This window comes from Streptomyces sp. SP18CS02 (assembly GCF_036322365.1).
Lineage (GTDB): Bacteria > Actinomycetota > Actinomycetes > Streptomycetales > Streptomycetaceae > Streptomyces.
Window position 1 is genome coordinate 133,354 of record NZ_JAQYXC010000288.1, and the last position, 14,901, is coordinate 148,254.

The 14,901-nt window shown below is 70.7% G+C and carries 12 protein-coding genes; 10 read left to right on the top strand and 2 right to left on the bottom strand.

Features of this window, described 5'->3' with window-relative positions; genetic code table 11:
- Positions 1-69 precede the first annotated feature (69 nt).
- Together PUR26_RS19120 and PUR26_RS19125 are read left to right on the top strand one after the other, a co-directional pair.
- Positions 70-882 (top strand): SAM-dependent methyltransferase, encoded by an 813-nt coding sequence (locus tag PUR26_RS19120; RefSeq protein WP_329873622.1) that lies wholly within the window; start codon positions 70-72, stop codon positions 880-882.
- Entirely contained in the window at positions 879-3,056 is a 2,178-nt protein-coding gene (locus PUR26_RS19125) for a putative bifunctional diguanylate cyclase/phosphodiesterase (RefSeq protein ID WP_329873623.1), read from the top strand. Before PUR26_RS19120 ends, PUR26_RS19125 begins: the two co-directional genes overlap by 4 nt.
- Before the next feature lie 84 nt (positions 3,057-3,140).
- On the opposite strand, the gene PUR26_RS19130 is transcribed toward PUR26_RS19125, so the two are convergent.
- On the bottom strand, positions 3,141-4,043 hold the full coding sequence (locus PUR26_RS19130; protein WP_329873624.1) for a LysR family transcriptional regulator: 903 nt from the start codon (positions 4,041-4,043) through the stop codon (positions 3,141-3,143).
- Positions 4,044-4,138: 95 nt separating this feature from the next.
- Between PUR26_RS19130 and PUR26_RS19135 the strand changes: the two genes are divergently transcribed.
- The 6 genes from PUR26_RS19135 (at position 4,139) to PUR26_RS19160 (ending at position 10,603) form a co-directional block, all read left to right on the top strand.
- The gene (locus tag PUR26_RS19135; protein WP_329873625.1) at positions 4,139-4,843 is read left to right on the top strand and encodes a succinate dehydrogenase cytochrome b subunit; all 705 of its coding nucleotides are present in this window, start codon (positions 4,139-4,141) and stop codon (positions 4,841-4,843) included.
- Position 4,844: 1 nt separating this feature from the next.
- On the top strand, positions 4,845-6,836 hold the full coding sequence (locus PUR26_RS19140; RefSeq protein WP_329873626.1) for a fumarate reductase/succinate dehydrogenase flavoprotein subunit: 1,992 nt from the start codon (positions 4,845-4,847) through the stop codon (positions 6,834-6,836).
- Positions 6,833-7,579: a succinate dehydrogenase/fumarate reductase iron-sulfur subunit gene (locus PUR26_RS19145; RefSeq protein ID WP_329873627.1), complete on the top strand. Its 747-nt coding sequence runs from the start codon at positions 6,833-6,835 to the stop codon at positions 7,577-7,579. Before PUR26_RS19140 ends, PUR26_RS19145 begins: the two co-directional genes overlap by 4 nt.
- A 318-nt stretch (positions 7,580-7,897) precedes the next feature.
- Positions 7,898-8,281, top strand: a complete 384-nt coding sequence (melC1, locus tag PUR26_RS19150) for an apotyrosinase chaperone MelC1 (RefSeq protein ID WP_329873628.1) — start codon at positions 7,898-7,900, stop codon at positions 8,279-8,281.
- Positions 8,282-8,304: 23 nt separating this feature from the next.
- Entirely contained in the window at positions 8,305-9,132 is an 828-nt protein-coding gene (melC2, locus tag PUR26_RS19155; protein ID WP_329873629.1) for a tyrosinase MelC2, read from the top strand.
- 430 nt (positions 9,133-9,562) lie between these two features.
- Positions 9,563-10,603, top strand: a complete 1,041-nt coding sequence (locus tag PUR26_RS19160; RefSeq protein WP_329873630.1) for a glycosyl hydrolase — start codon at positions 9,563-9,565, stop codon at positions 10,601-10,603.
- 60 nt (positions 10,604-10,663) lie between these two features.
- Here the strand turns inward: PUR26_RS19160 and PUR26_RS19165 are convergent, their stop codons facing one another.
- Positions 10,664-13,018, bottom strand: a complete 2,355-nt coding sequence (locus tag PUR26_RS19165) for an excinuclease ABC subunit UvrA (RefSeq protein ID WP_329873631.1) — start codon at positions 13,016-13,018, stop codon at positions 10,664-10,666.
- On the opposite strand from PUR26_RS19165, the gene PUR26_RS19170 reads away from it, so the two are divergent.
- Positions 13,017-13,571, top strand: coding sequence for a hypothetical protein (locus tag PUR26_RS19170; protein WP_329873632.1), 555 nt, complete (start codon positions 13,017-13,019; stop codon positions 13,569-13,571). The two genes, PUR26_RS19165 and PUR26_RS19170, sit on opposite strands and share 2 nt — an antisense overlap.
- A 244-nt stretch (positions 13,572-13,815) precedes the next feature.
- On the top strand, positions 13,816-14,799 hold the full coding sequence (locus tag PUR26_RS19175; RefSeq protein WP_329873851.1) for a BtrH N-terminal domain-containing protein: 984 nt from the start codon (positions 13,816-13,818) through the stop codon (positions 14,797-14,799).
- Positions 14,800-14,901 lie beyond the last annotated feature (102 nt).

Genomic DNA, 14,901 nt, shown 5'->3' on the forward strand with positions numbered 1-14,901 from the left:
TCAGTAGCCTCGGCTCGAACACCGGCCACGAACATGGCCGATCCCCGTGGCGACTTGTTGGAGACATCGATGGAGCGTCCCGCCTGGGCCCCGCCGAGTATCGATATTTCGGTACCGAGCGTGTCCCGCATTCACGACTACTACCTGGGCGGTTCGCACAATTTCGAGGTCGACCGGGAAACCGCCCGCAAAGCGCTGGACTTCATGCCGGGCCTTCCCAAGATCATGCAGGCGAACCGCGCATTCATGCGCCGCGCGGTACGCTTCGCCGTGCATCAGGGCATCACCCAGTTCCTCGACATAGGATCCGGCATTCCCACCTTCGGCAACGTCCACGAAGTCGCCCGGCAGGCCCGGCCCGACGCCCGCGTGCTGTACGTCGACCACGACCCGGTCGCCGTCGCGCACAGCCGAGCGGCCCTGGAGGGCGACGAACTCGCCGGCGTCCTCGCCGCCGACCTGCGCAAGCCCCACGACATCCTGTCGAGCCGCGAGGCCGGCCGGCTCCTCGACCTGGAACAGCCGGTGGCCCTCCTGCTCGTCGCCGTGCTCCACTTCGTCGAGGACGGTGACCAGCCGTACCGGGCCGTCGCCGAACTGCGCGACGCGCTCGCGCCCGGCAGCCTCCTGATCCTCACCCACGCCTCGTACGAGGGCGTTCCGCTGCCCCAGGAACGCACGGACGGCGCCCTCGACGTGTACAGCGGCATCCGCCGCCCGCTGGTGATGCGCCCGCGGGACGAAGTCGCCCGGTTCTTCGACGGGTTCGGCATGGTCGAACCCGGTCTCGTGCCGATGCCGCACTGGCGGCCGGAGAGCCCCGACGTCCACGAGGATCCGTACGCCTTCTCGGGCTTCGCAGGGGTGGGGCACAAGGCGTGAGCATGCCCGCCCAGGCGTCGGGTTCCACCACGGCACCCGACGACATCGAAGACAGACTCCGCCGGTTCGCGACGATCTGGAGCCGTGCGATCTTCCCGGTCACCGCCACGTCGATGACCCGGACCGAGTTCGAACAGCACCTCCTGCCGTCGGCCCGCCGGCTGAGCGACGCCCTCCACGAGCGGCCCTTCGACCCCGCGCCGGCCCACGGCGTCGGAGCCGCCCTGGTGGCGGCCCACTGCACCGACCCCGACGCGCTCAGCCGCACGCTGGGCGTGGTCGACTCCTACCTCGTGCTGTACTGCGGCGGCGGCTCCGACGCGCTGTGCGCCGAGGAACTGCGCGCCCGCTGCGCCCGGTTGCAGCACGCGCTGGCCGCCGGCTTCGCCCAGGCGCTGCGGGAGCGGACCCTGGCGGAACAGGAGGCCATCGCACGCTCCTCGCTGGCCGCCCGCAGCTTCGCCGAACAGGCTCTGCACGACACCGAGACCCGTTTCCGCGCGGTCTTCGAGGGCGCGGCCATAGGGATCGGCGTCGCGGACCTGGACGGCAACGTCCTGGAGGTCAACGACACCCTCACCCGGATGTTCGGCGGCCTGGAGCACCATGTGCGCGGCCGCAAGGTGAGCGAGTGGGTCCATCCCGAGGACGCGCCGCACGTCTGGAAGCTCTACGCGGAGCTGGTGCGCGGTGAGCGGGAGCACTACCGGGTGGAGAAGCCGTACTACCGCAACGACGGCACCGTCCTGTGGACCAACCTGGCGGTGTCGCTGCTGCGGGACGCCGAGGGGCGCCCCCAGTACCAGCTGGTGCTGATCGAGGACACCACGGAGCGCCGGCTGCTCAATCTGCGGCTGCGGTACGAGGCGACGCACGACGCGCTGACGGGGCTGCCCAACCGGACGCTCTTCTTCGAGCGGCTGGAGAAGGCCCTCACCGCGGGGGACGGTTCCCGCTTCGGCCTGTGCTACCTCGACATCGACGGCTTCAAGGCCATCAACGACAGCCTCGGCCACTCGGCGGGCGACCGCCTGCTGGTGGAGGTCGCCGACCGGCTGCAGAGCTGTGCGACGGCGCCGGGGGAGATGGTGGCCAGGCTGGGCGGCGACGAGTTCGTCGCCCTCACCACCGGCCCCGACACCGAGGGGGAGGTCGACGAGCTCGCGCACCGCATCCTCGCCGCGCTGGCCACCCCCATCCGCCTGGACGGCCGTGAGCTGACCGTGCGCGGCAGCGTCGGCATCGTCGAGGGGCCCGCGGGGGAACGGGGCTCCGCCGAGGTGCTGCGCAGCGCCGACATCACGATGTACCGGGCCAAGTCGGCCGGCGGCAACCGCTTCGAGCGGGCCGACCCCGAGGCGGACGCCCGCGCCATCACCCGCCACAGCCTGACCACCGCGCTCCCCGCGGCGCTGGAGCGCGGTGAGTTCTTCATCGAGTACCAGCCGCTGGTGCACCTCGACGACGGCAGTGTGTACGGCGCGGAGGCCCTGGTGCGCTGGTGCCATCCGCAGCACGGAGTGCTCGGCCCCGACCAGTTCATCCCGCTCGCCGAGCACACCGGACTGATCGTGCCGCTCGGCCGCTGGGTGCTCCAGGAAGCCGTGCGCCAGGCGAGGTTCTGGCAGGAGCAGCCGCCCCGGAACGCGGCGGGCCGGCCCCTGCGGATCAACGTCAACCTCTCGCCGACCCAGCTGCACCACCCCGGCCTGGTCACCGACATCGTGGACGTGCTGGAGCGCTCCGGTCTCGAACCGGGCGCCCTGTGCCTGGAGGTCACGGAGTCGGCGCTGATCGGCGCCGACGAGGACCTGCTCAAGCCCCTGCGGCAGCTGGCCGAGATGGGTGTGGACATAGCGTTGGACGACTTCGGCACCGGCTACTCCAACCTGGCCAACCTGCGCAGGCTGCCGGTCAGCGTCCTGAAACTGGACCGCTCCTTCACCCAGGGCATGCAGCAGCACCCGGCCGACCCCGTCGACCTCAAGATCGTCGAAGGCATCGTGTCGCTGGCGCACAGCCTGGAGCTGGCGGTGACGGTGGAGGGCGTGGAGACGGGCGCGCAGGCCGAACAGCTGCGGGAACTGGGCTGCGACACGGCCCAGGGCTGGTATTACGCCAGGCCCGGGGCGCCCGACCGCATCCACTCGCTGGTGCTGGCCGACGCGGTGTGACCGGGCCGGCGGGGCGCGGGAGTGCTGCCGGGCAGGCGGGGCGCGGGAAGCGCGGGAGTACTGCCGGGCCGGCGCGGGCAGCGCCTACCCTCCGGTGCCCGTCGGCCCCGTCCGGGATCGCAGCAGCACCCTCTGGAGCTCGCGGGCCGCGCGCGGCGGTGCCACGTCGCTGCGGTGCGCGAGGGCGATCGTCCGGCGCAGCCCCGGGCGCGCCAGGGCGGTGACGCGCAGGTCGCGGCCCGCCCTGGCCGCCACCATGCTCGGTACGACGGCGAGGCCGAGGCCGGCCCGTACGAAACCGAGCACGGCGTCCATCTCGCCGCCCTCCACCGTGAACGACGGTTCGAAGCCCTCCGCCCGGCACGCGGCGACCGTCAGCTCCCGCAGGTCGTAGCCGTGCCGGAACATCACCAGCGGCTCGCCCTGGAGGTCGGCGATCCGGACCGGGCGGCGCGGGGCGGGCGCCGCGGCCGACGAGACCACCACCAGGTCCTCCTGGAGCAGCTCCACGGTGGTGAGGGCGGGGGAGGGGGTGGGCAGGGGCAGCACGACCAGGGCGAGGTCGAGCGAACCGCGCGCCAGCTCCCGCACCAGATCGTGCGAGCCGCCTTCCTCGATCAGCAGCTGGATGCCCGGGTGCAGGTCGTGGAAGGCCCGCAGGACATCGGGCAGCAGACCGGTGCACAGGCTCGGCGTCGCCCCGAGCCTCACCCGGCCGCGGCGCAGCTGGACCAGCTCCTGCACCTCGTGGCGGGCGGTGTCGGCGTCCGCCAGGATGCGCCGGGCCAGCGGCAGCAGCGCCTCACCCGCGTCCGTGAGGGCGATGTTGCCCCGCGCCCGGCTGAAGAGCTCCGCCCCCAGCTCCTTCTCCAGCGCCCTGATCTGCTGTGACAGGGACGGCTGGGAGACGTGCACCCGCTCCGCGGCATGGGTGAAGTGACGGGTCTCGGCGACCGCGACGAAGTAGATCAGCTGCTGGAACTGCATCGTCCCAGCGTAGAGCAGCCATAGGGAATGCCTATGAAGATGAGCCGATCCATGTCTTGGACCTCTCGGGCCGGAGGCCCCTAGCGTCTGACGACATGGCTCTGGCAACGCGGACGGATCGAAAACCGTCCCTCACGCGCACGCTCTGGGGATCGACCCTCGGCAAGAAGACGGTGATGGCCGTGAGCGGCCTCATCATGCTCGCGTATCTGGTGGCCCATGTGATGGGCAATCTGAAGGTCTTCTTCGGGCCCGACGAGTTCAACGCCTACGGCCACTGGCTGCGCACCATGGGCGAGCCGGTCCTGCACCGCGAGTGGGGGCTGTGGATCGCCCGCGTGGTGCTGCTCACGGCCGTCGTCGCCCACGGCGTGTCGGCCTACCAGCTCAGCAGGAGGGACCTGAGGGCCAGGCCCGTCGGGTACGCGCACAGGCGCCGCCGGGCGAGCTACGCCACCCGCACCATGCGCTGGGGCGGGATCATCATCGCCCTCTTCCTCGTCTGGCACCTGCTCGACCTGACGACGCTCACCGTCAACCCGCACGCCCAGCCGGGGCATCCGTACGAGAACGTCGTCGCCTCCTTCCACACCTGGTACGGCAACGTCATCTACATCGTCGCGATGCTCGCCGTGGGGCTGCACGTGCGGCACGGCTTCTGGAGCGCCGCCCAGACCCTCGGCGTCGGCAACGCCACCCGCGACCGGGTGCTCAAGACCGTCGCCGACCTCCTCGCGGTGGTGCTGACCGCGGGCTTCGTCTCCGTACCCGTCGCCGTCATGACCGGAGTGGTGAGCTGACATGGACTTCGCCCATCCCGCGGCCTTCACGATCGGCGCGCCGCTCGTCGACACCAAGGCCCCCGAGGGACCCATCGCCGAGCGCTGGGACAAGCGCCGCTTCGAGGCCAGGCTGGTCAACCCGGCCAACCGCCGCAAGCACACCGTCATCGTGGTCGGCACCGGCCTGGCCGGCGGCTCCGCCGGCGCCACCCTCGCCGAACAGGGCTACCACGTGGTCCAGTTCTGCTACCAGGACTCTCCGCGCCGGGCCCACTCCATCGCGGCCCAGGGCGGCATCAACGCCGCCAAGAACTACCGCAACGACGGCGACTCCGTCCACCGGCTCTTCTACGACACGGTCAAGGGCGGCGACTTCCGCGCCCGCGAGTCGAACGTGCACCGGCTCGCCCAGATCTCCGTGGAGATCATCGACCAGTGCGTCGCCCAGGGCGTGCCCTTCGCCCGCGAGTACGGCGGTCTCCTCGACACCCGGTCCTTCGGCGGGGTCCAGGTCTCCCGCACCTTCTACGCCCGGGGGCAGACCGGCCAGCAGCTGCTGCTCGGCGCCTACCAGGCGCTCTCCCGCCAGATCGCGGCGGGCAACGTGGAGATGCACGCGCGGACCGAGATGCTCGACCTGATCGTGGCCGACGGGCGGGCGCGCGGCATCGTCGCCCGGGACCTGATCACGGGGGAGATCTCCTCGTACTTCGCCGACGCCGTGGTCCTGGCGAGCGGTGGCTACGGCAACGTCTTCTACCTGTCGACCAACGCCATGAACTCCAACGCCACCGCCGTGTGGCGGGCGCACCGGCGCGGGGCGTACTTCGCCAACCCCTGCTTCACACAGATCCACCCCACCTGCATCCCGCGCACCGGCGACCACCAGTCCAAGCTGACGCTGATGAGCGAGTCCCTGCGCAACGACGGCCGCATCTGGGTGCCGAAGGCCAAGGGCGACACCCGGCCCCCGAACCAGGTCCCCGAGGAGGAGCGCGACTACTACCTGGAGCGCGTCTACCCGTCGTTCGGCAACCTCGTCCCGCGCGACATCGCCTCCCGCGCCGCGAAGAACGTGTGCGACGAGGGGCGCGGCGTCGGCCCCGGCGGCCAGGGCGTCTACCTCGACTTCGCGGACGCGATCAAGCGGATGGGCCGCGAGGCCGTCGAGGCGAAGTACGGCAACCTCTTCGACATGTACCAGCGGATCACCGACGAGGATCCCTACACGGTCCCGATGCGGATCTACCCCGCCGTGCACTACACGATGGGCGGCCTGTGGGTCGACTACGACCTCCAGACCACGGTGCCCGGTCTCTTCGCGATCGGCGAGGCCAACTTCTCCGACCACGGTGCCAACCGGCTGGGAGCCTCCGCGCTGATGCAGGGCCTCGCGGACGGCTACTTCGTCCTGCCGTCCACCATCAACGACTACCTCGCCCGGGCCCCGCGCCTGGAGCCGATGACCCCGGACCGCCCGGAGGCCGAGGAAGCGGTCGCCGGGACCGAGGACCGCCTCCGTCTGCTGCTGGCCGTCGACGGTGACCGCACCCCGGACTCCTTCCACCGGGAGCTGGGCGAGCTCATGTGGGAGTTCTGCGGCATGGCCCGTACCGAGGAGGGACTGCGCAAGGCGCTCGACCGGATCCCGCAGATCCGTGCGGAGTTCTGGCGCCGGATCAAGGTCCCGGGGGCCGGGGAGGAGTTCAACCAGTCGCTGGAGAAGGCCAACCGGGTCGTCGACTACCTGGAGCTCGCCGAGCTCATGTGCCTCGACGCCCTGCACCGCGCCGAGTCCTGCGGCGGCCACTTCCGCGAGGAGTCCCAGACCCCGGACGGCGAGGCGGCCCGCAGGGACGACGACTTCTCCTATGTGGCCGCCTGGGAGTACCGGGGAGCGGGCGGCCGGCCGCCCGCGGCGGACGGCGCCGGTACGCGGTCCGCTCCCGTCCTCCACAAGGAGGACCTCCGATTCGAACACGTCCACCCCACCCAGCGGAGCTACGCATGAAGCTCACCTTGCGCGTCTGGCGCCAGAAGCACGCGGACGTCCCCGGCGCCATGGCCACCTACGAAGTGGACGGCATCTCGAAGGACATGTCCTTCCTGGAGATGCTCGACACCCTCAACGAGGAGCTCATCCTCCGCGGCGAGGACCCGGTCGCCTTCGACCACGACTGCCGCGAGGGCATCTGCGGCGCCTGCAGCCTCGTCATCAACGGCGACGCCCACGGGCCCGAGCGCACCACCAGCTGCCAGCTGCACATGCGGTCCTTCCGTGACGGCGACACCATCGACATCGAACCGTGGCGCGCCTCCGCCTTCCCCGTCATCAAGGACCTGGTGGTCGACCGGTCCGCGTTCGACCGGATCATCCAGGCCGGTGGGTACGTCAGTGCCCCGACGGGTTCCGCGCCCGAGGCCCACGCCACGCCGGTGCCCAAGGCGGACGCCGACTTCGCCTTCGAGCACGCCGAGTGCATCGGCTGCGGCGCGTGTGTGGCGGCCTGCCCCAACGGCTCGGCGATGCTTTTCACCTCCGCGAAGGTCAACCACCTCAACGTGCTGCCGCAGGGCGCACCCGAGCGTGAGACCCGCGTCCTGGACATGGTCGCCGCGATGGACGCCGAGGGGTTCGGCGGCTGCACGCTGGCCGGCGAGTGCGCCACGGCCTGCCCCAAGGGCATTCCGCTGCCGTCCATCGCGGCCATGAACAAGGAGTGGTTGAGGGCCACGAGGAAGGCCCGCCGCTGATCCGGACCCGCGCGGGACACGGCTGATTCCGGACAGTCTCGGTGCGTGACCCTGACCACGTTTGGCACCCTGGGGCAGCAAATTCTTCACGAGAACGTCACACTCTCCGCAAGTCTTGCGTCCCGGGGTGTCGTGGTGGGGGCCAACAACAAGATCAACTTTGTTCAACTCTGCACAACGAATGGGGACATGTCCGTATCGCGGCCAACCCTCATCAGGAGATTTCCACCGTTCAACGGTGCCCAGGTAGGCATGGGATTGCCGGGGGCACATGACCAACCCCCGGAGCAACTGACCACTGCACTCTGGGGGTTTTCCATGTCCAGAATTACCCGTCGCAAGGCTCTGGGCGTCACCGCCGGCGCCGTCGCGGGCCTCGCCGTCGCGGGCAAGGTCGCCACCGCGGCGACGCAGGCCGCGGCTCCGGCGGCCGCCGCCGGGCCGGCGCCGTTCGACGAGATATACAAGGGCCGCCGCATCCAGGGAGGTCCCTCGCACGGCGGCGGGCACCACGGCGGGCACCACGGGGGCGGCTACAGCGTGCGCATAGACGGCGAGGAGCTGCATGTGATGCAGAACGCCGACGGCACCTGGATCAGCGTGATCAACCACTACGAGCCGGTCGCCACGCCCCGCGCCGTGGCCCGCGCCGCCGTGGTGGAACTCCAGGGCGCCGCGCTCGTCCCGCTCGTCACCGCCTGAATCCGACCAGGAGCCCCACGACCATGACCGTACGCAAGAACCAGGCCCAGCTCACCGCCACCGAGAAGCGGCGTTTCGTCGACGCGCTGCTGGAGCTCAAGCGCAACGGGCAGTACGACACCTTCGTCACCACGCACAACGCCTTCATCATGAGTGACACCGACAGCGGGGACCGGGTCGGCCATCGCTCCCCGTCGTTCCTCCCGTGGCACCGCAGATTCCTCATACAGTTCGAGCAGGCGCTCCAGTCCGTCGACGCCACCGTCGCACTGCCCTACTGGGACTGGACGGCGGACCGCACCGCCCGCTCGTCCCTCTGGGCGCCCGACTTCCTGGGCGGCACCGGTCGCGCCCGGGACGGGCAGGTCATGGACGGGCCGTTCGCCCGTTCCGGCAACCGCTGGACCGTGTCCGTCCGTGTCGACGGCCGCGACTTCCTCCGCCGGGACCTGGGCGCCGGCGGGCGACAGCTGCCCACGCGGGCCGAGGTCGACTCGGTCCTCGCCATGGAGACGTACGACATGGCGCCCTGGAACAGCTCCTCCGACGGCTTCCGCAACCACCTGGAGGGCTGGCGGGGCGTCAACCTCCACAACCGCGTGCACGTCTGGGTCGGCGGCCAGATGGCCACCGGCGTCTCCCCGAACGACCCGGTGTTCTGGATGCACCACGCGTTCATCGACAAGCTCTGGGCCGACTGGCAGGCCCGTCACCCCGGTTCGGCCTATCTGCCGGCCGCGGGCACGGCGAACGTCGTGGATCTCAACGACACCATGCGTCCGTGGAACGACGTGACGCCGGCCGACATGCTGGACCACACCCCCCACTACACGTTCGACACGGCGGCGTGACGGGCCGCCGACTCCGGGCTCGTCGTGCCTGTGGCGGTTGTGGGGCTTGACGTGTCGGTGGTGCTCGTGGGGCGGACGCCGCCCCGGGGGCGTACCGCACCGGAGCGGCGCCGGAGGCCGTGAACGACGATCATGCGAGGACCCCCGTGCGGGGGAGCCGTCCGAGGCGGCCCGCACGGGGGTCCTCGTGCCCCGTCCGGAGGGCGCCGGGCGCGGGCGCGGCGGGAACGGGCCTGCTTCGTCGGGCACAGCTGGACACGGCGGTCAAATCCGGCAAGTGTCGGCAGTTCCGGCGGGGTTTAGAAAAGGTTAAGTAAATACTTCGGTCGCGAGGTTGCGCGCGCGTGTGCGACCTATTGACGGGATGCCGTATTCGAGGCCAGGGTCATGGGGAAACCCCCCGTGTGGTCACGACGAAGGGAACACCCGCATGCCTGCGACCCGGTACCGAATTGCTGCGGCCATTGCCGCGCTGGCGGTTGCGACGGTTATGTCCGCAGGGCCGTCGGCAGATTCTGCGCAGGCGTTTCCGGCGACTTCAAGGCAGAACGTTCTGAACTATCTCAACGCCATTTCCGGAAACCATACGGTGTCCGGTCAGCACAACAAGGAGCCGGCGTCGGAACCGGGGCGCTACACCCAGCAGGTCAAGGACGTCACCGGGCAGTATCCCGGACTGTGGGGTGGTGACCTGATGTTCGGCGCCTCCGACGTCGCCAACCGTCAGCGTGTCGTCGACCAGGCGCGGACGGAGTGGGCCAATGGCTCGCTCACCTCGCTGACCTGGCATGTCTGCCCGCCGACCGGAGGCAGCACCTGTGCGTTCGAGGGCGGCGTGAAGTCGCGGATCACCGACGCGCAGTTCTCCCGGATCGTCACCGAGGGCACCGATCTCAACACCGCGTGGAAACGCCGGCTCGACGAGGTGGTGCCCTATCTTCAGCAACTCAGGAACGCGGGCGTTCCCGTTCTGTTCCGGCCGCTGCACGAGATGAACGAATCCTGGAACTGGTGGGGCAACAGGCCAGGGGCGACCGGAAGTGCGCGGCTCTATCAGATCACCCGCGATTACCTCGCGGGAACAAAGGGCCTGGACAATCTGATCTGGGTGTGGAACGTGCAGGACAATCCGGCCGGCGGGTGGAGCGATTACTACCCGGGCAACGGATATGTGGACGTGGTCTCGCTGGACGTCTGGTACAAGAACCACCCGAGTTCCGCCGATTACCAGCAGCTGCGGAACATCGCGGGCTCCAAGCCGATGGCACTGGCGGAAATGGGCAGGATGCCGACGGCGGCGCTTCTCGACAGCCAGCCGCGCTGGGCCTGGTTCATGATGTGGTCCGAGCACCTGCGCGGGAACAACACCAACGCCGAGATCCAGACCGCGTACTTCCTCCCCCGGGTGCTGAACCAGGGCGAGGTCGCCCTCCCGGCCGGCGCCTTCCGGGCGCCGGGGGGTCCCCGGTAGGGGACACCCCCGGGCAGCGGACCCCGCTCCCCGGGGGCGGCCCGGTCCCGGCGGAGGACCTCAGTCCCCTGTCCCCAGATACCGGGCCAGATACGGCGCCGTGCGGCTGTCCGCCGCGTGCGCCACCTCGTGGGGGGTGCCCGCGGCGACGAGGCGACCGCCGGCGTCACCGCCGCCTGGACCGAGGTCGATGACCCGGTCGGCGCCCGCCACAACGGCCATGTCGTGCTCCACCACCACGACCGAATGGCCGGCGTCCACCAGGCCGTGCAACTGGCGTGACAGGATCTCCACATCGGCCGGGTGCAGCCCCGCGGTCGGCTCGTCGAGGACGTAGAGGGTGTGGCCGCGCCGTACGCGCTGGAGCTCGGAGGCGAGCTTGATGCGCTGCGCCTCGCCTCCCGACAGCTCCGTGGCCGGCTGCCCGAGCCGCAGGTACCCCAGCCCGACGTCGAGCAGGGTGCGCAGGGTGCGTACGGCGGCGGGGTCGTCCGCGAAGAAGTCCGCGGCCGCCTCCACCGTCAGGTCCAGCACCTCGGCGATGCTGCGGCCCCGCAGCCGCACCTCCAGGGTCTCGGCGTTGTAGCGGGCGCCCCCGCACTGCGGGCACGGCGCGTACGTACTGGGGAGGAAGAGCAGCTCCACCGAGACGAACCCCTCGCCCTGGCAGGTCTCACAACGGCCGCCCTTCACATTGAAGGAGAACCTTCCCGCCTTGTAGCCACGGGCCCGCGCCTCGTCGGTGGCGGTGAAGAGCCTGCGCACCACGTCGAACAGCCCCGTGTACGTGGCCAGGTTCGACCGGGGCGTACGGCCGATCGGCCGCTGATCGACCGTCACCAGGCGCTCCACGCCGGGAAGTGCGGTGGTCAGCTCGCCCACCAGGGTCGACTTGCCCGAACCGGACACACCCGTCACCGCGGTGAACGCGCCGAGCGGCAGTCCCACCCGCAGTCCGCGCAGGTTGTGCCGGGTGACCGGACCGACCTCCACCCACCCGGTCGGCTCGCGCACCGCGCGGGCGGGCGGAGCGGTGTCGCCGAACAGGAACCGCCGCGTCGCCGACTCCGTCACGTGCGCGAGTCCTTCCGGCGGGCCGCTGTGCAGCACCCGGCCGCCGTGCTCACCCGCCTTCGGGCCCACGTCGACCAGCCAGTCGGCCCGGCGGACCACGTCCAGGTGATGCTCGACGACGAACACGGAGTTCCCGGCCGCCTTCAGCCGGTCCAGCACCACCAGCAGCGCCTCGATGTCGGCCGGATGCAGACCCGCCGACGGTTCGTCCAGGACGTACACGACACCGAACAGCCCCGAGCGGAGCTGGGTGGCCAGCCGCAGCCGCTGGAGTTCACCGCTGGAGAGGGTCGGCGTGGGACGGTCCGTACTGAGATAGCCCAGCCCCAGCTCGGTCACCGTCGCGATCCGGGCCAACAGGTCCGCTGTCAGGACCCGGGCCGTCTCGCCATCCCCGCCCGCCGCGAGGACCTCCTCCAGGGAGGTCAGCGGCAGCGCCGCCAGCTCCGCGATGGTCCGGCCCGCGAACGTCACCGCCATCGCCTCGGGCCGCAGCCTGCTGCCGCCGCAGACAGGGCACGGCACGCTCGTCAGGAAGCGCTCCGCCCGCGCCCGCAGCGTCGGGCTCTTCGAGTCGGCGAACGTATGGAGCACATAGCGCCGCGCGCTCATGTACGTCCCCTGGTACGGGCGCTGGATCCGGCCGGCCTCCCGTACCGGATGGACCGTGACGACCGGCTGCTCGTCGGTGAGGAGGATCCACTCCCGGTCCCGGGCGGCCAGCTCGCGCCACGGCCGGTCGATGTCGTACCCGAGGGCGTCCAGCACATCGCGCAGGTTCTTGCCCTGCCAGGCGCCCGGCCACGCGGCGATGGCTCCCTCGCGGATGGACAGCCCCGGGTCCGGCACCAGGAGTTCCTCGTCGGTGCGGTGGACAAGGCCGAGGCCGTGGCACTCGGGGCACGCGCCGGCCGCCGTGTTCGGCGAGAAGGCGTCCGAGTCGAGCCGCTCGGCACCCGCCGGGTACTCGCCCGCCCGCGAGAACAGCATGCGCAGCGAGTTGGACAGAGCGGTGACCGTGCCGACGGACGAGCGCGAGGTGGGGGAGGAGCGGCGCTGCTCCAGCGAGACGGCCGGCGGCAGCCCGCTGATCCCGCCCACCTTCGGCGCGCCCACCTGGTGGATCAGCCGGCGGGCGTAGGGCGCGACCGACTCGAAGTACCGGCGCTGCGCCTCGGCGTAGATGGTGCCGAAGGCGAGCGACGACTTGCCCGATCCGGAGACCCCGGTGAACACGACGAGCACATCACGCGGGATGTCGACGTCGACCGAGCGCAGATTGTGCTCCCGGGCGCCGCGGACCCGTACATACGGGTCGTGCCGCCCCGGTGTGCCCCGCATGTCCAGTGGGTCGTGCGTGTCGTGCGGGCCGTGTGGGTCCGGGGAGCCGTGCATACCCGCAGATACTAGGCAATGGCCACGAAGCGGCGCCGCCCGGCCCCCGCGCCTCGGACTCCGTCCCCCCGGTCCCGGACGCCCGGGGGCACCTCGGCCGTCCGGCCCCCTCACCGGTCCGGCGCGGCCCGAGCACCGAGGCTCCGGACGCCCGGGCCGTCCGGCCCCGCGAGCCCTCTTCGGGCCGTTGGCGGATCAGGCGATCCGCGCACTGCAGGTCGATCTGCTGATCGTCGGCGCACACGGCGTGTCCGAACGCGCAGGCGTGACAACGCCGAACCTCGCGGAGGCGGAGACCGACCGCGCCATGATCGCCGCCACGCGGTTGGCTGTGGTGGCCGACCACAGCAAGTGGGGAATCGTCGGCCTCAGCCGGTTCGCCGGCCTGTCCGAGATCGACTATTTCGTGTCCGACGACGGCCCCGGCACGCAGGCGCGCACCGTCCTGGGTGAACAAGTGGGCCACCTCGTCCTGGCGGACGCCCAGGGCGCTCCGTAGGCCACTCGGTACGTGACCACGAGCGGTCGTCCCGGCTTCACAGGTGAGGCCCTCCGCCTCAGTGTGACGAGGGCTGGTCTCCTCAGCGATAGCGGGGCGAGGGCCGAAGGCTCGACGGCGGGGCGGGAGCCGGGCCACTCGGCTGCCGTCCCGGCACTGGCCTGTGCGGCGGAGCGTGCCCGGGACACGGTGGTCCGACAGGCTCTCGCGTGTCGTCGTCCGGCGGGGGAGGAGAATGAACGGCATGGCCCTGGTGAAAGACATCGATGCCCGTGGCGTGCAGCACTGCGAGACGACGGCCCTGGGAGTGCTGCTGCGGCATGAGGGAATCGACCTGTCCGAACCCATGCTGTTCGGGCTCGGCTCCGGGTTGTCCTTCATCTACTGGGACAGCAAGGGTATGGACTTTCCCTTCCTGGGAGGCCGGGTCAAGCCGTTCGAGCTGACCAGGAACCTGGCCGCCGTACTGGGACTCGAGCTTCTGGTCCGGGAGACCACCTCCCCGCGCAAGGCGTGGCAGAACGTGGCGGCACCTGTCGACGCCGGCCGGCCGGTCGGCCTGCAGCTGGACAGCTACCACCTGGACTACTTCAGTACCAAGGTGCATTTCGGCGGGCACATCGTGGCCATGTACGGCTACGACGAACAGGACGCCTACCTGGTGGACACCGACCAGCAGGGCGGAGCCGTCACCACCAGCCTCGCCGGACTGGCCAGGGCCAGAGCCGAGCGCGGCCCGATGACCGCCAAGCACCGCTCATTCACCATCACGGCGCCCACCGGCCTGACGTCACCGCGAGACCGGATCATCCCAGCGATCACAACCTGCGCCGCCGCCTTCCTGAACCCGCCCATCGCGAACCTGGGTCACCGCGGCATCGAGAAGACCGCCAGGCAAGTGCCGAAATGGCTGCACCGCAGCGACAAACCGTGGGAGGACCTGCCGCGGGCCGCCGTCCTCATGGAGAGGGCCGGCACCGGGGGCGCCCTGTTCCGCAATCTGTACCGGGACTTCCTCGCCGAGTGTGCCCAGCTGATCGACAGCGGCCACCTGCGCACGGGACACAGCCTGTACACCGAGGCCGCCACCCTCTGGACACAGGTGTCGGCACTCATCGCGGCAGCCGGCGAATCCGGCGACGCGAAGGATCTCGTGCGGGCCGGGTCCGTCCTCGATGAGCTTTCGCGTATCGAGCGCGATGCGATGCGGGCACTCAGCATGCTCTAGTACCGCAACGTGCTCTAGTACCGCGACGGTCTTCGGCCTGACGGCCGGGCAGGCTCTGACGGTGTGTGCCCGCGTCGTTCCTGTAGTGGCTGAGGCGAGCCC